Annotated in this window: 18 protein-coding genes and 1 pseudogene; 11 read left to right on the top strand and 8 right to left on the bottom strand. The window is 57.4% G+C overall.

All coding sequences use genetic code 11. The features are described 5' to 3' along the window. Positions 1-3: 3 nt before the first annotated feature. Positions 4-1,104 (top strand): acyltransferase, encoded by a 1,101-nt coding sequence (locus GOW31_RS19645; RefSeq protein WP_171172438.1) that lies wholly within the window; start codon positions 4-6, stop codon positions 1,102-1,104. A gap of 6 nt (positions 1,105-1,110) precedes the next feature. On the opposite strand, the gene GOW31_RS19640 is transcribed toward GOW31_RS19645, so the two are convergent. Together GOW31_RS19640 and GOW31_RS19635 are read right to left on the bottom strand one after the other, a co-directional pair. Then, positions 1,111-2,367: a glycosyltransferase family 4 protein gene (locus tag GOW31_RS19640; RefSeq protein WP_253284307.1), complete on the bottom strand. Its 1,257-nt coding sequence runs from the start codon at positions 2,365-2,367 to the stop codon at positions 1,111-1,113. After that, positions 2,354-3,616: a nucleotide sugar dehydrogenase gene (locus tag GOW31_RS19635; protein WP_171172436.1), complete on the bottom strand. Its 1,263-nt coding sequence runs from the start codon at positions 3,614-3,616 to the stop codon at positions 2,354-2,356. The genes GOW31_RS19640 and GOW31_RS19635 overlap by 14 nt, the downstream gene beginning before the upstream one ends. Positions 3,617-3,991: 375 nt before the next feature. Here GOW31_RS19635 and GOW31_RS19630 point away from each other — a divergent pair, with 375 nt between their 5' ends. Further along, on the top strand, positions 3,992-5,539 hold the full coding sequence (locus GOW31_RS19630; RefSeq protein ID WP_171120482.1) for an oligosaccharide flippase family protein: 1,548 nt from the start codon (positions 3,992-3,994) through the stop codon (positions 5,537-5,539). A gap of 7 nt (positions 5,540-5,546) precedes the next feature. On the opposite strand, the gene GOW31_RS19625 is transcribed toward GOW31_RS19630, so the two are convergent. From GOW31_RS19625 to GOW31_RS19615, 3 genes are read right to left on the bottom strand one after another with little or no spacing between them, the layout of a single operon-like run. Continuing rightward, a complete protein-coding gene (locus GOW31_RS19625; RefSeq protein WP_171172434.1) occupies positions 5,547-6,710 on the bottom strand; it encodes a DegT/DnrJ/EryC1/StrS family aminotransferase in 1,164 nt (387 codons plus the stop codon). A gap of 14 nt (positions 6,711-6,724) precedes the next feature. Beyond that, positions 6,725-7,357, bottom strand: a complete 633-nt coding sequence (locus tag GOW31_RS19620; protein WP_171172432.1) for a GNAT family N-acetyltransferase — start codon at positions 7,355-7,357, stop codon at positions 6,725-6,727. A 27-nt stretch (positions 7,358-7,384) separates the two neighbouring features. Further along, positions 7,385-8,404 (bottom strand): GNAT family N-acetyltransferase, encoded by a 1,020-nt coding sequence (locus GOW31_RS19615; protein WP_171172430.1) that lies wholly within the window; start codon positions 8,402-8,404, stop codon positions 7,385-7,387. A 234-nt stretch (positions 8,405-8,638) separates the two neighbouring features. On the opposite strand from GOW31_RS19615, the gene GOW31_RS19610 reads away from it, so the two are divergent. From GOW31_RS19610 to GOW31_RS19595, 4 genes are read left to right on the top strand one after another with little or no spacing between them, the layout of a single operon-like run. Next, positions 8,639-9,598, top strand: a complete 960-nt coding sequence (locus tag GOW31_RS19610; protein WP_171172428.1) for a glycosyltransferase family 2 protein — start codon at positions 8,639-8,641, stop codon at positions 9,596-9,598. Next, entirely contained in the window at positions 9,595-10,797 is a 1,203-nt protein-coding gene (locus GOW31_RS22325; protein ID WP_171120470.1) for a GNAT family N-acetyltransferase, read from the top strand. The genes GOW31_RS19610 and GOW31_RS22325 overlap by 4 nt, the downstream gene beginning before the upstream one ends. Positions 10,798-10,804: 7 nt before the next feature. Then, complete coding sequence (locus GOW31_RS19600) at positions 10,805-11,848, top strand: GNAT family N-acetyltransferase (protein ID WP_171172425.1); 1,044 nt, start codon at positions 10,805-10,807, stop codon at positions 11,846-11,848. Continuing rightward, complete coding sequence (locus GOW31_RS19595) at positions 11,845-12,525, top strand: polysaccharide deacetylase family protein (protein ID WP_171120466.1); 681 nt, start codon at positions 11,845-11,847, stop codon at positions 12,523-12,525. Before GOW31_RS19600 ends, GOW31_RS19595 begins: the two co-directional genes overlap by 4 nt. Here the strand turns inward: GOW31_RS19595 and GOW31_RS19590 are convergent. Beyond that, on the bottom strand, positions 12,522-13,880 hold the full coding sequence (locus GOW31_RS19590; RefSeq protein WP_171172423.1) for an O-antigen ligase: 1,359 nt from the start codon (positions 13,878-13,880) through the stop codon (positions 12,522-12,524). The genes GOW31_RS19595 and GOW31_RS19590 overlap by 4 nt on opposite strands. A 115-nt stretch (positions 13,881-13,995) precedes the next feature. Next, positions 13,996-15,225, bottom strand: a complete 1,230-nt coding sequence (locus tag GOW31_RS19585; protein ID WP_171172421.1) for a right-handed parallel beta-helix repeat-containing protein — start codon at positions 15,223-15,225, stop codon at positions 13,996-13,998. Between the two features lie 506 nt (positions 15,226-15,731). Here GOW31_RS19585 and GOW31_RS22320 point away from each other — a divergent pair. Next, a pseudogene (locus GOW31_RS22320) lies at positions 15,732-16,574 on the top strand (right-handed parallel beta-helix repeat-containing protein); the annotation flags it as partial. Positions 16,575-16,801: 227 nt separating this feature from the next. On the opposite strand, the gene GOW31_RS22315 reads toward GOW31_RS22320, so the two are convergent. After that, complete coding sequence (locus GOW31_RS22315; RefSeq protein ID WP_371813790.1) at positions 16,802-17,254, bottom strand: hypothetical protein; 453 nt, start codon at positions 17,252-17,254, stop codon at positions 16,802-16,804. Between the two features lie 903 nt (positions 17,255-18,157). Here GOW31_RS22315 and GOW31_RS19575 point away from each other — a divergent pair. The 4 genes from GOW31_RS19575 (at position 18,158) to GOW31_RS19560 (ending at position 21,174) form a co-directional block, all read left to right on the top strand. Next, positions 18,158-18,871: a bifunctional 2-polyprenyl-6-hydroxyphenol methylase/3-demethylubiquinol 3-O-methyltransferase UbiG gene (locus GOW31_RS19575; protein ID WP_171120457.1), complete on the top strand. Its 714-nt coding sequence runs from the start codon at positions 18,158-18,160 to the stop codon at positions 18,869-18,871. A gap of 175 nt (positions 18,872-19,046) precedes the next feature. Then, complete coding sequence (locus GOW31_RS19570) at positions 19,047-19,874, top strand: class I SAM-dependent methyltransferase (RefSeq protein WP_254441766.1); 828 nt, start codon at positions 19,047-19,049, stop codon at positions 19,872-19,874. A 286-nt stretch (positions 19,875-20,160) separates the two neighbouring features. Next, positions 20,161-20,655: a glucosyltransferase domain-containing protein gene (locus tag GOW31_RS19565; protein WP_171172416.1), complete on the top strand. Its 495-nt coding sequence runs from the start codon at positions 20,161-20,163 to the stop codon at positions 20,653-20,655. Continuing rightward, positions 20,656-21,174, top strand: coding sequence for a hypothetical protein (locus GOW31_RS19560; RefSeq protein ID WP_171172414.1), 519 nt, complete (start codon positions 20,656-20,658; stop codon positions 21,172-21,174). It begins immediately after the preceding gene. Positions 21,175-21,197 lie beyond the last annotated feature (23 nt).

Here is a 21,197-nt window from a genome sequence, read left to right as displayed (position 1 = left end):
CAGATGAAAGAACATGATGCGCGTGCAACCTCGGGGAAGCCTGCGCCGCTTATCGCGGACCGGTCAGACGGGCGCGACAACAATTTCAACCTGATCCGCATCCTGGCTGCTGGTGGGGTGCTGGTATCACATGCCTATCCGCTGAGCTGGGGCGGCGCGGTCGGCCAGCCATTCGAATCCACGCTGCACGGATTGTCGCTTGGCATGGTCTGCGTCTGGATATTCTTTGCGATCTCGGGCTTTTTCATCACGCGCAGCTTCGATCGGAAACGATCCGCGACCTCGTTTTTGACCGCACGCGCGCTGCGCCTGTTTCCCGCCCTTGCGATGGTGACCGTGATTACCCTTCTGGTTGCCGGTTTTCTGCTGACACAGGCGCCACCTGCCGTTTTCTGGTCGCAGGCGGGGGAGTTCTTCGTTCGCAACATGCTGCTGTTCAGAATCCAGTACGTGCTGCCTGGTGTTTTTGAATCCAACCCCTACGGACCCGCAGTCAACGGTTCACTCTGGTCGCTGTCTTACGAGGTCACCTGCTATACCGGCGTCCTGATCTGCGGGGTTCTTGGCCTGCTGGGCCGGAAGAAGATATTCGCCACAATGGCGCTGCTGTTCCTGGCTGTCTATGCGGTGGCGATGGTTGTCGAGCTGAACCCGCGCATCGAGCAGCTCACACGGCTTGGACTGCCGTTCCTGACAGGGATGGTGTTCTATATCTGGCGCCAGTACATCCCGCTGTCCTGGACCCTGCTGGCCGCCTCTGCAGCGCTGGCCGTTATGGCCTGGTTCACGCCGCTGTTTCTGCCGGTCTTCGCCGTCAGCTTGTCTTATGCAACGTTCTTTGCAGGCTACGCCGAAACCCCGCTGCTTTTGCGCTATAACAAACTGGGCGACTATTCCTATGGCGTCTACATCTACGCCTTTCCGATCCAGCAGCTGGTGGCGCAGGCGGGGGTCACGACACCTGTTGTCAACATGGCGATATCGCTTCCTTTCACGCTGATTTGCGCTGTGCTGTCATGGCATTTCATTGAAGCTCCGGCCATGCGCTTGCGTCGCCGGACCAAAGTGCCAAAACCCATCGAAACCAAGCAAGCTGCCGAATAACGAACCTCAGCCCTTCCAGATCCGCTTATAAGCCGCGATCAGTGCAGGCACCTGATGGGGCCAGGCCATTTCCGCCTCGACCCGGGCGCGGCCATAGCGGCCCATGGCGGCACGACGTTCGTCATCGGCCAGCAAGTCGGTGATCTTGTCGGCCATATCCACCGGATCGTTGGCCTTGGCGTAAAGCGAGGCCTCCTGCGCCGAGAACCGCCCTTCGGTCACGTCGAACTGAACGATGGGTTTTTCGAAGGCCATGTATTCGAGGATCTTGTTCATGGTGGATTTGTCGTTCATCTCGTTCACCCGATCCGGGTTCACGCAGACATCGGCGGTTGACAGGATCTCGAACAGATCCCGATCCGGGGCACGGCCGGTGAAGGTGACATAGTCCGACAGGCCCATTTCAGCAGATTGTTCGCGCAGCTTGTCCAGGCTGGGACCCCCGCCCACAAGGCAGAACTGGATATCGTCGCGGCCCTGAACCTTGACCAGATGCGCCACGGATTCCAGCAGCAGGTCGATCCCTTCCTGATCACCCATGACGCCGACATAACCCACCATGTATTTCCGCCCGTTGCGCCAGGCCGGGTTCGGCGGCAGGTGCTGCAGCCGACTCAGATCAGGGCCGGACCGGACGATAAACACATCCTCGGGCGCCATGCCGCCGCGTTCGATGGCGATCTTGCGATAGCTTTCATTGGTGGCAATCGACACCCGGGCCGAGGCGAAGGTCAGCCGCTCGAACGTCTTCATCAGCTTCCAGAAAAAGCCGCGCTTGTCGAACTTGGCCTCGTAAAGCTCGGGGTTGATGTCGTGGTGATCGAACAGATAGCGCACGCCAAACAGCTTGAAGGGCAGCGCCACCAGAAAGATCAGATCGGGCGGGTTGCAGCCATGGATGACGTGAAAGCCACGGGTGAATTTGATCTTCAGCGACAGCCAGCTTTCCCAGAACAGCGCCGCGCCATATTCCAGTAGATACCCCAGCGCCCCGCTGGCATCCAGCGGCAGCGGGTGGCGATAGACCTTGATGCCTTCATCTTCCCACACGCGTTCCTCATGGCCCTTGCCGGTGGGGCAGATGACCGAGACCAACGCGCCGGCCGCGGCCAGCGTGCGCGCCTCCATCCAGACGCGGCGGTCAAAGGGGACGGGCAGGTTTTCCACCACGATCAGAACCTTGAGGCCCTTCAGGGGCTGGCTCTGGCGCAGCTCTTCGAACGAAATCGGCTGAACGGCGGGCACAGGGCTAGTCATATTCATAGGTTCTTACCACCTCTGCATCACCCAGGTTCAGATCATTCACGATCCGGTTTGAACCGACCACCAGATCCCAGGGCCCGGCCTCGGCCGTGGCGCGGTCCACCAGCAGGCTGCCCACGTTGGGCAGGTGGGTAAAGGCATAACCAAGGTTCTGCCCCCGCAGATCGGCCGGTTTGATCGCAGGATCATAGACCGACAGCTGATAGCCCGCCTGCAACAGCCGCCGGGCGATATCGACATTGGGGCTTTCCCGCAGATCATCGGTTCCGGCCTTGAAGGCCAGCCCCGCCATCAGCACCCGGCCCCCATCAGGCAGCCGCGCCATGATGTCCTGCGCCTGATAGGTCTTGTGCGCCTGATTGGTCTGCAACAGGCTGTCGATCAGATGGGTGTGCGCGCCCACCTCGCCCGCGATATGCTGCAGCGCGCGGACATCCTTGGGCAGGCATGACCCCCCAAACGCGCCCCCCGGACGGGTGTAATAGGCCGAGATGTTCAGCTTGGTGTCCGAGACGAAAATCTCGTGCATGGTTTTGGCCGACACGCCCATGCTGTGACAGATGCGGCCGATCTCATTGGCGAAGGCCACCTTGGTGGCGTGCCAGGTGTTGTCGACGAATTTGGTGATCTCGGCCTCTTCAAAAGCGGTGTAGAACACCGGCGCATCCAGCCCCTCGTGCATTTCATCCATCACTGCGGATCGGTTTCCATCGACCGTGCCCACAACGATCTTGGGCGGGTTGAAGAAATCATCCACCGCCGAAGCCTCGCGCAGGAATTCGGGGTTATAGACGATCTCGACCGCCTGACCCGTCCGATCGCCCAGATAGCTGTGAAAGATCGGCTCGATCAGCTGCCGCACCGTGCCCGGCCGGAAGGTGGATCGGTACGCCACGGTCAGCGGTCGCGCGCGGTCGGGCGAAATGGCCTTGGCAATCTGCCGCGTCACCTCGGCCACGAAATTCATGTTGTGCGAGCCGTCAGTGGAACTGGGCGTGCCGACGCAAACGATGGCCAGATCCACATCCGACAGGTCGGGGATTTCAACCGTGGCGCGGATCAGGTTCTTTGCAAGTGCCTCGGTCAGCAGCTCGGCCACCTTGGGTTCCTTGATCGGAGGCTGCCCGGCATTGATTTCCGAGACCTTGTCGGCATTCACATCGACGCCGATCACCTCATGCCCCTCACGGGTCAGACAGCATGCTGCCGTGAACCCCACATAACCCAGACCAAAAATCGCAATCTTCATACCATTACACCGTTTTGAACCCCGGCTTCTGGGCACTGGCCGCCACCGGACACATATCAGGCATCACATACTTGACGCGCTTGCCCATGAGGAGCCTGATCTGAGACACTGGGCCAGAAATTCTCCTTGAAACAGCAGATAACTTTCGGACACTAGACCCGCAGGTATCACCGAGTATGAAACAACCTTCTGACATTGAAAGAAAATCATGTGATTTCGACATAAAAAAGTGCGGTTTTCCTTGAGTAACAGCGACCCCGCCCAATTGCCAGAACGGCACTTCTCTATCCGGTTGGAATACTTGATAGAGGAGATAAAAAGGAAACACTAACCCGGTATTCTGTTGTTTGTTTTGAATGTGGAAAGACAAAGCTGTTGAAGCCTTCGCCTAAATCCGAACCGACCGGTGCCGCAGTCCCGCGCGGCTCACCCCTTGTCGTCGGGGCCGCAGCACTGTTTGCGTCGGGTGTTTTCAGCCAGATTCTTGGCCTGCTGACACTTATCGTCACTGCCCGCCTGCTGACCCCGACGGATTTCGGTGTAATCGCCTATTTCGTCATCGCAGTGGCCTTGCTTGAAATCGCGCAGCGGGCGATTTCCATGACCCTGATCCGGCAACCCGAGGTAACCGAAGCGCACCTCAATACAGTTTTCACGATGCAGCTGCTGCTGGGTACTTCCGCCGCTGGTCTGATCTGGATCAGTGCACCCCTGATGGGGTTTCTGGGCTTGCCTGCCCTGACCGAGCTGATACCCGCCTTATGTCTGATCGCCATCGTCAGTTCGCTCAAAAGCACACGGTTTCCCTTGCTGGAAAGGGATCTCAGGTTTGGATTCGTGGCTGGTGAAGAAGCCATCAGCCGCATCACATATACGTTGTTCGCAGTATGCCTTGCCTGGTTCTGGCGCGATTTCTGGGCCATTGTGGCAGCCAATTTCCTGACCCAGGTCGCACGCGTCATCTGGTCCTTTTCCGTCGCGCCGATGCGGCCCCGGCTGACGCTCAGATGCTGGCATGACTGTATCGACGTATCATCATGGTCACTGGGCGCACAGATCACGCAATTCCTGACGACCAACATGCCGCAAATCATTATCGGAGCCACGTTGGGGCTGGCGGATGCGGGTATTTTCAGAATCGGCTTTCGCCTTGTGTCACTGTTCACCAGCCAGGTCATCGGGCCACTTGAGCGGGTGATCTATCCCGGGCTTGCCAGCATCTCCAGAACTCAGGGCAACGACCGCGAAGCCTTTGAACAGGCCAATGCCATTCTGCTGGGCATCATCATTCCCGTCAGTGTCGGAATGGCGCTGGTTGCAAATCACCTGATCGTCGTGGTGGCCGGATATGAATGGCTGGCAGCCTCTCAGGTCATCTGGGTGCTCGCCCCGCTCAAGGCCATTGAAACGCTACAGGCCAATGTCCGTTCGGCAAGCTATGTGCAGGGCGACACGAAACGGCTGTTCCTGCGCAACAGTATCCTGCTGGTCGTAACAACCATACTGGTGCTGCTGGGATCCAACTATGGATTTGTGGGCGCGATCCTCGGATCCGGCGCTGCCAGCCTGTTCGCGATTGGGCTGGCGCTGGTCATGGCCAAGGATTTTGGAACCGGGGGGCTTCTTACACCCATTCTCATGGCCTGGCGCACCTTCGCCGCGGCCATCGCAATGGTCACCGCGGTTCTCATCGTCAGCAGCGCCTATGGCAGTGGCGACGCAATCGGCTGGGCTTACGATTCAGCCGAAGACCTGCCCCTGCTGCGCATCCGCTTTGCCGTCAAGGTCATCGTCGGCGTGTTCACCTATATCGCGACCCATCTGTTGCTTTGGCAGCTGTCGGGGCGCCCAAAAGGATTTGAAAGCCTGACGCTCGAACTCGCATCGAAACTGCGCAACAGGATTGTCGCCAGGGTGTCCTGAGTCACACTCACCCCTGCAATGCCCGCTTCAGTTCCGAGACGATGTAATCGACATGCGCCTCGGAAAGATACTGGTGCAGCGGCAGTGACACGGCGTCATTCTTAAGCGCCATCGCTTCGGCCTGTCCGGTCCAGTCGAGATTACGGTTGAATCCCGCCCACCAAGGTGTTGCCCCGATCCCGCCGTGTTGCAAAGCCTGCACGACACGGTCGCGCTCCTCCACCAACACCGGCATGTTCAGCGGGCAGGTGTCGACCGTCAGCTCGGGCACAAGCATGCGCACACCCGCGACATCAGTCAGAAGTTCACGGTACCTTTCCCAGTTTGCCCGGCGCGTTGCGATGGCCTCGGATACGGAAAACGCCCGCAAGGGGCGGGCCGCAAACGCGCTCATGCGAGTGCTGCGCAGAGCCGGATCAAAGTAGTAATGGCTTGGAATATCTTCCAGTTCTCTCTCAGGGCACATGTCCACGGGGATTTGTCCACCGCCCCGCAACGCCTGCACCAGCCCTTTCAGGCGCGCTGTACCAAGCACATTGCCCAGCCCGGCCCGCAGCAGCATCTTGGTGACCATCTTGCGGGGGGGCGGGCGTGTAAACGGATGCTCAGCATGCAGATCCGGCGCGTTGATCACCAAGGCGCCGCCGCCCAAAACCGGAACAAACTTGTAAAAACAGAAGACCGAAACGTCACCCACCCGGCCTTCGGCGGGGGTCTGACCACTCAGCAGGCTCAGCGCGCAATCCTCGATCAACCGCAACCCGTGCCGGTCACACAGCGCCCGCAGCCCGGTCAGTGAGGGTTGGATCACGCCGAAGTAATGCGTCACGTAAATCGCCCGCGTGCGCTCCGTGATAAGCGGTGCAATGCGATCCGGATCAGCCAGTAAATTGTCCGAGACAGGATACAGCCGGACCGAAAGACCCGCGTCAATCAGCGGGTCAACCTCTGAGCCGCAATTATAGGCTGGCACCAAAACCTCGTCCCCGGGCTGCAAGGCCAAAAGATCACATGCCGCCCGGATCGCCACGCGGGTATTGAAACTCCAGAAAACCGGGCGTTTCCGAAACAGGGCCGTATATCCGCCTGCCGGGTCCCGGCGAAACAGATTGGCAAACTGCATGGGTGGGTCGCCGCAATAAAGCGCGGTCTCATGTGTGTCGCTGCTCATGCCACCCCCGCATTTCAGTACTGCCGCCAAGTCCGATGATGTGTCAGGCGGTATTCATTGCAGTGCCCAACCGGTGAAAACCCCGTTTTCAGGATATTGAGCCTAGAAGGTAAATTGTAATCCCGGCAATTGGTATAAAACCCGTCGATTCCCGCGGATATTTTGTTGGCAACAATCGTGTCCCAAAGCCGGCCCTGCAAATTTCTGCCGCGGTATTCTGGCAGGACATAAACATGCCAGAACAGCTCTTCTGTGTCGGTGAGGGGCACAAAGAAATCGCGGCTATGCGCGGCATCCCTAACCCAGGCCACCGCCTGGATGCGCCCCTCTTCCGTCAGCACCCAAAGCTGCCACCCGGCGTCCAGCCATTCCAGCATTCCCCAGTCATGCGCCGCCTCAGGGTCCATCAGGCTGGCCAGTTCGACACTGGTAAGGTCTTCGCGTGATCGGATTTCCCGCACCTGTTGCGCGTCCTGCCCGGCTTGTGATTGGGCAGCACAACTGGTCGCGCCCAGCCGGAATACCAGATGGCGTTTGCGCACAAAGCTGTCCATCAGGGCCAGCCAAAGCTGCCGGACAAGAACAACCGGCCCACGTCGCGCGGCCCCCCGGATCAGTTGCAATTTGCCTTTCTTAGCCAGATTCATACTTCGCCTTACCAATCGTTCAGGGACCTAACCCGCAGCTGCCCTCTTGAGCTTTTTCAACTGCCCCCGGATCAGATCACGCGCATTTCCCGTCAGGTACACAGACCGGTTCAACACCTTTTCACGTGCTGAAATCCGCTGCACGACGCGCGGATTGAACTCTGACTTGTACTTGTGAATGTTGAACTTCTTCTCGCCCGAAACCGGTACGTGATAGCCCTCGACATCCAAGGTGCTACAGCCCTTGCCCTTGGCCCATCTCATGGCCTCCAACCACAAGGCCGGGGCGATACGCAGATTGCCCGCCGCCCGCAGATGATCCGGCTCGGTGGTGAAATGCCGGCCGTGCACAATGTCCCTGCTGCGATACACCAAAAGCCCGGCAAGAAAGGCCTCTTGCTGCCAGGCCATGATCACGGTGCCAATCTCATCGGGCCGCAATACATCTTCAAACATCGCCTCATATGCAGGAAGGCTCAGCTCGGGCAGCCTGCGCGAAACGCGCAACCGGTTCATGCTCTCGAGAAAAATGCGGAACTCTTCCGGGGTCTGCGCGCTTCGGAACGTCACGCCCTGCCGTTCGGCGCGCCTGACCTCGCGACGGGCGCTTTTGGAAAACGCCGCCATGATCTCTTCGCTCGTGACCGATATGTCGACCCATCCGGTTTCACGAAACTGATCTTCTTCAGCCACGCGCCAACCCGCACAAGACAGAGCGGCATCCAGTGTGTCGGCCTCTTCTTCGGTCCAGAACGGGGTGACAGTCAGGCTGCCGACCCTTGAAAACCCCGGCTGTCGGCACAGGCCATCCAGAAACGCCACCATGTCGGCGGCATCGTCGCAAACCGGGCCGCTCAGGCAGTGGGCCCGGGCCCAGGCGCCGGGCAGATACGGGTGCGGTTCAAGTGAGATCAGAGCGACACCCACAAGCGCCCCATCCCGGCGCGCCGAGGCATAAATCACCTTGCGATTCAATCTTTGTTCCGAATTCGTAAACAACGGAGATTGCCGCGGATGCTGATGCCGGGCCGCATTCAGAAACGTCATCCATTCGGCATTCCGGTCTGCGGTCAGGGTTTCAGTGCATTCAATCGCAACACTATCTTGCCCTTCAAGTTCCTGCACAGCCAAACTAATACCTCAATATACCGGTTTATTCGCTCTGAATTTCACAGCTACTATTTAACAACAGCCGTCGCTTAATGACGTTGAGTGTATTCATAGATCAGAACAATGGCTAAACAATTTGAAAATGTAAGTGAGTAACGAGAACAGGGTTTCATGACTTCACCGTCACACGGCACGCAGAGCGAATGCGCTGTTTCCATTGTCATCGTGAACTGGAATACCCGGGACATTCTTCGGGACTGCCTGATGTCCATTTCCCGGCAGACCCGGAAGCCGCATGAGGTCATCGTCGTCGATAATGCATCAAGCGACGGATCCGTCGATCTTGTCCGTGACGAATTCCCTGATGTTCGGTTGATCGCCAATGACACGAACCGGGGATTTTCCGCCGCCAACAATCAGGGTCTGGAAATCGCACGGGGTGACAATCTGCTGTTGCTCAATCCCGATACCATCATTCTGGATGATGCGATCGATACCATGCTGGACTGGCTGGATCAGCACCCGGATGTCGGCTGCGCTGGATGTCAGGTCCTGGAAGATGAAACCACCATTCAGCGCACCTGTTTTGCCGACCCGGGTCCGGGAAACCTGGCGCTGATCGAGTTTGGGTTGCACCGCCTGTCTCGGCGCAATCCGCTTCTGGCCCGCGCCGAGTACGGAGACTGGGATCGGCGTTCGCAACGCGAGGTCGACGTCGTCTCGGGCATGTTCATGCTTGTGCCCCGTCATGTCTTCGAGGCCGTGGGTCTTCTGGACGAGGCATTCTTCGTCTACTCGGAAGAGGCCGACTGGTGCCGTCGCATCCGCGATGCAGGCTGGAAATGCGTGTTCACCCCCACAGCGCGCATCCTGCACCTTGAGGGAGGCGGCAAAAGCACCGCCCAGATCCGCTCGCGGATGTACGTACAGATGCAGAAAAGCAAGATGATCTATCTGCGCAAACATTATGGCCTTTGGGGTCTGTTCCGCGGCCGGATGGTATTTGTGGGGTCATCCGTATTGCGCTTTGTCATGTCGGTCGCAAATCAGCGGGAAGAAGCTGCCGCGCGGCGGCGTCTGGCCCGGGCCTCGCTGCGCTATCACCTGACCAGCCAGGAGCCGACAGAGTGACCGACACAGACGTCCGGCTGACATTCAAATGGGTTGATGGGGTCAAGGGCCTTGAACACATGACCGATGCGTGGGCCGCACTGGCCCGACAGACCGGCGCGGACATCTATGCCGCTCCGGTCTGGGTCCTGACCTGGTGGGCTCATTTCGGGCGCGGTAAAACGCTCCGGACCCTTGTGGCATATGACGCCCAGGGGCAGTTGGTCGCTTTGCTGCCGTTCATGATCTATCCGGTTTGGCTGGGGCCTGTGAGGATCCGTATCGCCAAATTGGCCGCAACCGATCCCAACACGGTGATTTTCCAACTGGCCGCCACGGAAACCGCGCTAAAGAACAGCTGCGCCGAGGCCCTGAACGGCCTTCTCGACGATGGCCGGGCGCATCTGGTCAGTTTCACCCCCGCCTCGGAACACGGCACCATGCTGGCAGCCGTCCGCAATGGGGTGGCACCGGGGCTGGCGCTGATCGACACGCCGGCTGGCACCCATACGGTTTTTGAACTGCCCGATACGTTTGAGGGCTATCTTGCCAACCTGTCCAAGAAACGGCGGGGTCAGTATCGGCGGGATCTGAAACACCTACAGAATGACCACGGCCTGACAACACGGATGGTCCATCCTGATGCGCATCAATTCGGGGATTTCGTCGACTTCCACAACCGGCAATGGCAGGAGGTTGGAAAAGGAGGCCATTTCGTGGATTGGCCTGGCAGCGCCGCCTTCTACTGCGATCTGGCAGACGCCACCCAGCAGGGGCAGGAAACCTGGTTTGTCGAACAGCAGGGCCAGGACGGCCCCCTTGCCACCCAATTCTGCCTGGTCAAGGGGCAGACCTGCCATTGGCGGTTGCCCGCCAGATCGACCGACCCGGAACTGGAACGCCTCAGCCTTGGGAAAATCGGCCTGGTTCAGATGATCGAACAGCTGATCGCCGCAGGCGTGACGCGGATCGAAGCCGGGGTTGGCGCATATGGTTACAAGCTGGTCTATGGCGGTGAATCGGTGCCCACTCATCGCCTGATCGTCTCAAGGCGATCAGGAATATCCCCTGTCTTGCTGAAGCTCTGCCTTGGTTGGGCGCGTGTGTTGCACCTGGTCTATTACAGGCTCTGGTTCGGGCGGGTTGCACCCCGGCTGAGGGCCGTGATCCCGCTGAAAAACAAATCGCTGTGGTCCAGCTGGATCAAAACAAGAATATGAGGCGGATATGATCGCATATCAGCTCTCCGCACGGGTTCTGCCTGAAGAAAAGTGGCCCGCCCTCAGCGCGTCGTTCCGCGACCTGACCCTTGAACACAGCCTGACCTATGCCCGCGCGGCGGCCCGCCGGATCGGGGCAGACGTACAGTTCCTGATGCTCACCACCCCGGACGGGCAGCCTGTTGCCGCCGCATGTCTGCGCATCAAACATGTTCCCGGCCTGCGGCGTGGCATTGCATGGCTTGCCGCCGGACCGCTGGTGCAGCATGTCGATCGGCCTGATCCCGACGCTGCAACACTGCGTGCCGTGCTGGCCGCACTGCGTACGTATGCTCAGGAGAGCGGGCATATCCTGCGCCTGCGGTTTCCGGCCACACCCTGGCATGATGTTGCATTGCTGGATCAGCTGGCCCGTAGCGAAGCGTTTTTGCCCACCGATCGATCCCCGACCTATCGAACCGTGGTCGTGGATTGTACCCAGGACGAAGACACGCTGATGCGTGCTCTGCACGGAAAATGGCGCAACCCCCTGCGCAATGCGCTGAAAGCCGGTCTTGATCTGGATATCGTGCCGATTGCACAGGCAGCCGACCGGTTTCATCCAATGTACACCGAGGTTCAGGCAGCCAAAGGCTTTCGGCCGGATATCCCGCCAGAATTCTACTATGCCCTTGAGGGGGCTGATTTTGCCCATGAGGTTCTGTTTGCCCGCAAGGACGGGACCGACATTGCCGCGATGACGCTGGGACGGGCTGGGTCCAATGCCGTCTATCTGTTCGGGGCCACTCTGGACACCGGGCGGCGCCTGAATGCCGGGCATTATCTGATGTGGCATTCCATGCTGCGCTGTCGCGACCTGGGCCTGAAGTATTTCGACCTGGGCGGGATAGATCCTGAAGCCAACCCTTCCGTCACACGTTACAAGCTGCGCACGGGCGGCACAGAGCTGCGCGCAGCGGGCCCGTACGAGTTCCGCCCTGCCGGCGCCAGCTCTGCCCTGATCAGCATCGCCGAAACCATTCACGCCCGCCTGAAGAAACTGCGCTCATGACAAAGCCCATCGGTATCAACTTTCACGGCATCGGAACACCAAAACGCCCTCTGGAACCGGGCGAGGCCCCCTATTGGCTTTCGGTTGAGCAATTCGAACGGGTTCTGGACCGGATCGCCGCAGACCCTGATCCGAACCGGTTCACCATCACCTTCGATGACAGCAATCTTTCGGATCATGACATCGCCCTGCCAGCGCTGTCGGCCCGGGGGCTTCGGGCACGGTTCTTTGTCCTGACCGGGCGGATCGGACAGGCCGGATCACTGAATGCAGACCATCTGCATCGCTTGCAGGATGCGGATATGACAATCGGCAGCCATGGGATTGACCATCTTGCCTGGCCGACACTGGATGACGCCGCACTGGTCCGAGAACTCAGCGAATCCCGCGCGCAGTTGGAAATGATATGCGCACTCCCGGTAACCGAGGCAGGCATACCCTTTGGACGGTATGATGCTCGTGTACTGCGCGCCCTGCGCATGGCCGGATACACGGCCGCCTGGTCAAGCGATGGCGGAACCTGGCAAAAGAACGCTTTCCTGCGCCCCCGAACATCCTTGCGCGAGGATATGACTGATCACCAGATACAAGCGGTCCTGTCTGGCAGGGTCGCGCCCTTACGCCGCCTTCGGCGTGCATTGGGAATGGCCAGACGGCGCTGGACGACGACCGGCTAGCGGGTGCGTGCAACGCGCCCGATAGACAGTTCTCCGGGCAGGGCCCTGGGAAACCGGGTATACCGCATCTTTCGCCCTCCTTCCTCGGCCTGGGCCTGGTCCCCATCCTGACCGGACCCGTCATCTGCATCCAGAAACCAAACCCCTGCCCCCAGCAGAAACATCAAAAAACAGAACGTGGCATCCCAAAGGTGGACGGTGACGGCCGACACGCAAAGGCCCAGCAGCGAAATCAGGTATCCAAGGCGCGCATCTGCCGTTGCCCCGGTCAAATTTCTGCTGCCCAGTTGAAAGAACGTGACGATGACGGCCCCCACCAGCAGAAACAAGGCTGGAAAGCCGTGCCGCAATGTGACCACGAGCCAGAAATTGTCGACGCTGCTCAGCAGCACCATCCAGTGGGGGCGGGTCCAGTCATGCAGGCCGATCCCGAATATCGGGTTCCGTAAAATATCGTCAGACGCAAAGTTGAATGTGTGGATTCGCGCCCATGCCGTACCGGGGGTCAGCGTGAAATGGGTTGCAAAGATCTGGAACATACTCCGGTTCGAACCGATTTCGGCAATGAAATACAGGACGCAAAATATGCTCAGCAGAACTTTCCATTTTTTCCTGAGGAACTGAAAGACCCAATTCCATCCCATCAGCGCCAACTGAATGACGACATTCAGAAACGCACCCGATGAAAGGGAAAAGAACACCGCCCCCCCTACTACCGAGGTCAGGCCAACCTTCTTGAAGAACGATTTATGCCATCCCAGCACATACCAGGTCAGCGCGAAGGCCGGCGCACAGAACACGCCGAACAGGATAGGATGCGGCATCGTTGTCTGCGCCCGCAGCAATCCAAGCCGAGGTTCGAAAATCCACTTCTGATAGACGCTTAAAACCTTGCCGAACAGGTTCAACAGCGGGGTCTTGCCCGTAAAGGATTCGAACAGAGCAAAAGGCAGAAGAATAAGGATGAGCAGGAACAGGCATTTCACAAAATACCGAAACGATTCCAGATTGCGGATATAGGTGCGGGCAATGAAATAAGGCACCAGAGTTTCGATCATGAACATTCCGATGAACTGCCACATCGATGCCAAACCATGATTGACTGAAAAGGACAGAGCCGACCAGAAGCTGAATGAAATCACCAAAATATCAATCGGCCTGATCTTTCCAGCCTTGCCGCTCAGCCATCCGATAATCGCAGGAAACATGAACAACAGCAGGATCACCCGATACCCGCTGAGCTTGAGCCCCCCCAAGTGGAAATAAAACGGCATCGCAAAGGAGAAAATGAGCAAGGCGAGAACGATCGGCTTGGTCGCCGGGGCGCTGGCTTTCGCTGACAAAACGGCTGTCATCTAAAATTCCTGCCTTTAAACGGATAACACATTACAGATTGCACTAACATATTGTCAGTATTCTGGCCGTGCGCTCGAAGCCAATCACTTTTCCACAACATTGCCCGCAATGTCCTCATCGCGAGGGGTAGGATTGCGACAAGCTGGACCCCGCATTCAGGCGATCAATCTGGCTGCCGGGGCGCACGCCGTATTCGTTGTATCCGTCTTTCCTGCCTTGCGCGTAATAGATGAACTGGCTGTCATAATGCCCACCCTGAGAGGGGGTCTGATCCTGAATCAACGCATTGTTGAGCACAACCCAATCGCGCTGGTTCTCGTGCCCGATGATATTGGCCACCGCATTCTGCTCAATGACCACCGAGGTCGAATCCGGAGAAATGTTGATGACCGGAACCGAATGACCGCCGGGCACATGGATCACCGAGTTCTTTCTGATCGAGATATTGTCCGAGCCATGGATCGAAATGCCGTGAATATGACCATTGTAGATCATGTTGTTTTCAACCAGCACATTGCGGTGTCGCATGACTGGGTTGCCGAGGTCCTTGCCGTCTCCGCCAGCCCAGATGGTCTGGGTGAAATCGCCACCGGCCATGTCGAATATATTGTCACGGATAACTATGTCCGAAGACCCCCGGGGCGATACCCGCATAATCTGGATCATGTCGCGGTGATCCTGGGATCCAGCCGCACCGCCAAAATCGTGAAACCGGTTCCGCTCGATTGTCAGGCCATCTGCGGCATCCACATCAACCCCATCGGACCGAATCGTGTGAATGTTGTTGCCCGTAAAGACAAACTGCCGCGATTGCACGGACAGAACTGCTGTCCACCATCTGCGAAACTCGTTGCCTGAAAGGGTCAGGTTCCCGCCCCGCTCGATTTTCAGGCCGATCCCGATACTGTACCCGTCCGCCTCGGACCCTGTTCCCCTTGCAGTCCCACCGTCGAACACGGAATTCGATATCACAATGTCCGTACTGTTCAGGATGACGAAATAGGCAATGAAATGCGGGTCGCCCGCATTGTAGGTGTAATCGAAATAGACACCATCCAGATGCACATTCCTGGCTCCTTCCAGAACCAGACGGGTAAAACAGGCCGGCGCGGCAGGATCGGCGGACCGGATCACCACGGGTGACCGGTATGCTGTGTTCATCCTAAGGGTTCCATAATTCCCCGGCGCCAGAAGAAAGATTTCCCCGCCCTGGGCATTTTGCAGGGCTGCGCCAAGATCGGCGGCATTTGCGACCGGCTGCCCCTTGGTCTGAGTTGCGGGAAGGTGCGTTCGCACGTCTCGCCCCTGACAGGGGGTCTGGGCCGCCACATCAAAACCCAACATGAGCAGTAGCGCCCCTGCCAAGACGAGAATCCGGGACCCGGCCATAACGCACCTTTCTGATAACCACACTTGCAGGAAAGTGTAGGCAAGGCGGGTTCCACTGTCTATCGCGCCTGCTTGCCCGTCTGGCGCCATGGCACGTCCGAATGGCCCTTGCAACGCCCAGGTTTCCCTTACGGCACCGGGCAATTCATTGCCGATGCCTATCGCCCATACGCAAGGACACGCCTGAATGATGGCTATTTTGTGGCCATTGTTGCCCTGGAGGAATCAATTCGCCAAACCCTAGGCAACCGCTAAGGGAAGTGGAACAATTCCCGGTATCGAGTATCGAGTTCACTCGGAAATGACTGCAAAAGGGCAAAATTGTCCTCATACAGGCAACAGTTTCCAAACATAGCCATATTCCGGCCAATCTGTCGCCCTTGTGCGACTGTTCCATACCCCTTGGGTGAGCGGGATCTTCAGCGCTTTGGGATAAGCGCATTTGGAAACACAGGTGAAAGATGTCGACGACTATCATTGTAACTTCCGCCGCAGAGCTGAACCAGGCTTTGTCACAGGCCAGCGGTGGTGAGACGATCCTCCTTACTGCAGGTGACTACGGGTCACTGAACCTCCACAATACCAATTTCGCATCGAACGTGACGATCCAGTCCGCGGATCCGAATGCGAAAGCCAGCTTCTCGGATGTGCACCTCAAGCAATCTTCGAACATCACGTTCGACAGCATCAAGTTTGACTACAGCTTCAGTGGTGGCGACCACCACTTTCAAAGCAAATTCGGCGTCTACGACAGCCAGAACATTACGTTCAACAACTCGATCTTCGACGGCGATGTTGCCAGCGGCACCGGAACATCGGCAGACGGTACCGGCTATGGCACAGGTCTGAACATCGCCGGCTCGACCAATATCAACATCAACAACACCGAATTCTCACAATGGTGGAAGGCTGTCATTGCGGTGAATTCCGACGGGATCAATGTCACCGGCAACGACATCCACACGATCCGCTCCGATGGTCTGGTCTTTGACAATGTCGACAACATCCTGGTCGAGAACAACCACCTGCACGATTTCGGCGGCGCGGCTGGCTCGGGCGATCACCGTGACATGATCCAGATTCAGCGCGCCTATGGCAGCGGCAGCGACAACATCACCATCCGCAACAACCTCTTTGACATGGCCAACGGGGATTTCACTCAGACCATCTGGGCTGGCGGTGACGGCAAGAACATCGACGATCCCAGCGTGATCCACCACAACGTGTTGATCGAAGGGAACACGATCTACAACGGTCACTTCCACGGGATCTCTCTTTATGGTGTGGATGGGCTGACGATCACCAAAAATTCGGTCCTGCACGTAGACGAAAAGACGCTGACAGGCGGGATCGAAATCCCGGCCATCAACGTTTCCGCCGGTTCCAAAAACGTCACCATCGATCAGAACATTACGTCTCAGATCGTGGGGTATAACGGGCAGGCTGACTGGAACGTAGCCAACAACGCCCTGATCCAGCCCAGTGAGTACGGCCAGAACTTCACCTATCAGGCAACGGCACAGGGGAATGGCTACAACCAATATGTCGTCATCCCGGGCAGCCTGGCTGACACACTGAACGCCGGCTCTGCCGTCTCGCACGGTGCCACGGGATCCACCCCCCCGCAGCAGGTTACCCCCGGGGGATCACAACCCAACACCAACCCCACACCACCGGACAGCGGGTCCGGGCAACCCGATACCGGATCCGGGCAACCCGATACCGGGTCCGGGCAGCCTGACACCGGGTCCGAGCAGCCTGACACCGGGTCCGAGCAGCCCGATACCGGGTCCGAGCAACCCGATACCGGGTCCGAGCAGCCCGATACCGGGTCCGAGCAGCCCGACACTGGGTCCGAGCAGCCCGATACCGGGTCCGAGCAGCCCGACGCCGAGTCCGAGCAGCCCGACGCCGAGTCCGAGCCTGTTCTTGGTGCCGACCCGCAGGGCGAACTGGACCCGCAGGGCGAACTGATGATCGACATAACCCATCAGGACAGCCCGGAGACTATCGGACGCCTGGACGAGGTTTCTTACGTTGGTAAAACCCATGTTCCGGCCGATGAGACGCAGGCCGAAGGCGATACAAGCGCCGAGCAGCCTGACACCGGCTCTGAACCTGCCCATGGTGGCGGCTGGCAAAGCGAGTTGTCGATGATCGACATATCCAATCAGAATAGCCGGGGGAACATCGGAACCCTGGACGGAATTTCTGACGCGTCGCAGGTTAGCTTCTCGGTCGACATAACCCGTGACGAAGGTGAAACGGGTGCTGAACGGCTTGTATGGAACCACTCGAATTTCGGCCTGAAGCTGAATAAGAAAGGGCATCTGGTCGCAAAAGTCGACAACAATGATGACGGGTTCCGTAAAGGCTTCAAGATCAAGGATGTCGACCTGGACGACGGTGAAACACATCAGGTCACCCTGATGGTTGATCAGGACACCGACCGCCTTCAGATTATGGTCGATGGTGCCGTTGTCCTGGACGAAACCAATACGGATTTCGATTTCGCCGGCGGACAGGAAAGAGACTGGTACGTTGGTGACAGCGTTGACACCTTTGCGATCGGCGAAGAAGCCCCGTTTGTCGAGCCGTATTCTGATTTGTTCGCGTAACGGCAAAGATCGCTGAAAATACAGCCTATTGATTACCACTGCATGGGCGGGTGCCGAAAATTCGGACCCGCCCATATCTATTCCGCCCCCTGGCATTGCCAGTCATGTAAACTTGGGTGCATACGTTCTTTGAATGCTGCCAGCATTCATCTAAAGATTGGTCAAACAGCCATGTCACTGCCTTAATAGGCGTATTGCAAAAAGTCTTTTTATCGCGATTGGCCCCGTTTCAAATGCCGCGCAAGGTTACGGGTTTTTTGGGAGAGTAAATGGTACAGTCAGAAATACGCTGGCACACGGATTGCAGACAGGATTATCTGGATACGGTCTGGAACATCATAACAGATGAAAAACCGGCCCGGATCATGGAAATCGGTGGCACGACCAGCCGATCGACCGGCGACAAGACACTGCCCGATCATGTCACATCCTTCACGATCAGTGACATAAGTGCCGAAGAACTTTCCCATGTTTCCGATGAGTTCGACACCCTTCAGATCAACGCCTGCGGCGATGTCAGCCATGTGGATCAGAGGTTCGATCTGATCATGTCCAAGTTTTGTGGCGAGCATATGCCCGACGGCAAGCAGTTCCACAAAAACATGCATCACCTTCTGGCGGATGGTGGCGTTGCTGTTCACTTGGTGCCGACCATTTTCGCCTCACCGTTCCTGATCAACTGGCTGTTTCCCGAACAACTGACACGCAAGGCGGTTCAACTGTTGCAGCCCCGGCGCTTTGATGGCCAGAATACCGGCAAATTCCCCGCCTATTACTCACTGTGTCGCGGCTCGACACCGTACATGCGAAAGGCGTTGGCGGATGTCGGGTTTTCGAGCATCGAAGTACACGAATATTACGGGCACCATTACTATGATAAGATTTTCGGCCTGCGGCAGCTGGATAACGGGCTGGCGCGTCTGTGCGCCCGGCACGAATGGGCGGTTTATTCTTCCTATGCCATCATCATAACGCGCAAGTAAGTGCCCCAGACCGGGCCCACGGCGTTTGACAGGAAACCAGCAAGACCGGAGGCTGTGGAAAGAGCGGAGCCACAAAACAGCCAAACAGACGAAGTAATGGAATTGACGCCCCAGTTTATGAATACCCGCTTCGACAGGTGGAGCGCATGACAAGTTGAGATCCGAGGACGTAGAGATGTTAGAGTCAAAAAGTTATCAGGCCTATATGAACAGCCCATACAAAAGCAGTAAGCATTCCACTTACTTCGATGTGTATGACAAACTTTTTTCTCCTTACATCGGAAAGGATATCACGTTTGTTGAGATCGGCGTTCTGGGTGGTGGATCTCTTTTCATGTGGCGGGAGTTCTTTGGCCCTCAGGCCCGCATCATCGGCGTTGAACTGAACCCCGATGCAAAGCGCTGGGAACAGGAAGGGTTCGAGATTTTCATCGGCAGCCAGAGCGATCCGGATTTCCTTGAAAAAATTGTAAGGGAAGTCGGTGATATCGACATCGTTCTGGATGATGGCGGCCACACCTATGAACAACAGATCATTACGACGGAATGCCTGTTGCCACACATCAAGGATGGCGGGATGCTTGTGGTCGAAGACACGCATACCTCTTACATGGAAGGGTTCGGGCTTCGGAACCGATCCTTTATCAAATATGCCATGAACATGGTTGATCGTATCAACCACCGTTTCGCAAGGTTGACACCGAATGCTGCAGAAAAACGCGCCTGGGGGATCAGTTTCTTTGAATCCTTTGTGGTGTTTGACGTTAACCGCAAAGCGACCTCGGTTGTGTCTGCCCCGACCGAGAACAACGGTGAAGATTTGCACGCCAAGGATTTCAGGCATGCAGATAATCAGACCTACGAAACCCTGCTGAAAACATCCAAGGGGCTTTCCGCGCTCAAGGCGGTTCCGGGCATGCGTGCAGTGGCGAAACTGGTTCGGGCGACGGTGTCTCTGCCGTCCAACATTAAACGCGCCCGCAAGTTGAAAGAGTATTTCTGAGCGGGTGATGGGCACTCGTGCGCCATGTATCTGCAGAAAACGAGTAACATGAGCTTCGCGCTACCAGTCAAATTCCGTCAGCCTACTTGTTTATGCGTTCACGACCGCACCGGGCTTGGTCAAGGATGGCAGAAACCCGGATGACTGGCGCACCCGAAGATGGGATGCCTCTTAACTGGACGACCGAGGAAGGTCGCTGGGCGATGGAGGTTCTCTATTTCATGTTTTACAGGAACGTTTTCTGCCTGTCTCGCAGGCCAGTCTGGCGGCAGGTGTCTTCCTTCTGTTGTCATGGATGCTGGCGCGGCAATCCAGCGATCGTGATAACCGACCCTTTGCGACCTTCCTGATTTTCACGCTTGGCGTTCATCACATCTACATGATCAACGCCCTTACTTTTTCGAGCCACGTGTTTGCTTTCCCGCTGGCGTTGCTGCTTTCCGTTGCGGGGTTTAAGTGTTTTGAACGGGGCATTTTGCAAGGTTTTGGCGCGCGGGTGATCTGGCTTTTGATCGGTGCGCAATGCATTGCGCTTTGCGCAGCGCTCTATCAGCCTTTCGCCCCTTTTGGCGCCGTGATCCTGTTTCTCGCACTGATCCAAACCCACCATTACAAGACCAGGGATGTAGGCATATTCATCCTGCTGTCGGCAATTGGATCATGCCTTGGCCTTCTGATCTATTTTGCGCAGGCCCAGCTGCGTGACCACGTCCCCACGACCAACCGTATCGCGATGCCCTCTCTCCACGAGTTGCAGGGCAAGCTTGAAACGGTCCTTTAATTGCTTGGCCAAATCTGGCGGGGGTCGCTACAAAGAATACCCTGGGCAATCAAGATCCTGAACACCGCCTATATCGGAATCGGGTTCTTGCTGGGCGTTGGGCTGAGCATTTCAGTCCTTATACGGAACCCGCACAACTGGGTGAATGTCCTGCGTATCCTGACGGGCATGACCGGTATTCTCTTGCTGCCCTTACTGATCTGGTTCTCCTACGTTGGGCAGTGGATACCGTCACGGGCCGTCGCCTATGTAGGTTTACCGGCTACGGTTTTCTACTTGGCTGTTGGTGCAGGAATACGGGTACAGGGATTAAAGTCACCGGCCATTTTGGGTCTGCCCCTGATCGTTGCGCTTACATACGCGGTCATGGCGCGGTTCGTCTGGTACGATCAGTCCGAAATGGGAGGCCGTGATGAGGCGCTTGCCGAACAAATCATGACACGGCTCTCAGACCTGGAAGGTTACGACGGTGCGCCATTCCGCATCGTCGGGCATACAGACTATCCCGATCTGGATTGAGGAGACATGATCGGCTGGACCGT

Origin of the sequence: Ruegeria sp. HKCCA0370, assembly GCF_013033705.1 — a bacterium.
Taxonomy (GTDB): domain Bacteria; phylum Pseudomonadota; class Alphaproteobacteria; order Rhodobacterales; family Rhodobacteraceae; genus Ruegeria.
The sequence above is the reverse complement of the archived record's forward strand: the minus strand, read 5'-3'. Positions and strand labels throughout refer to the sequence as shown.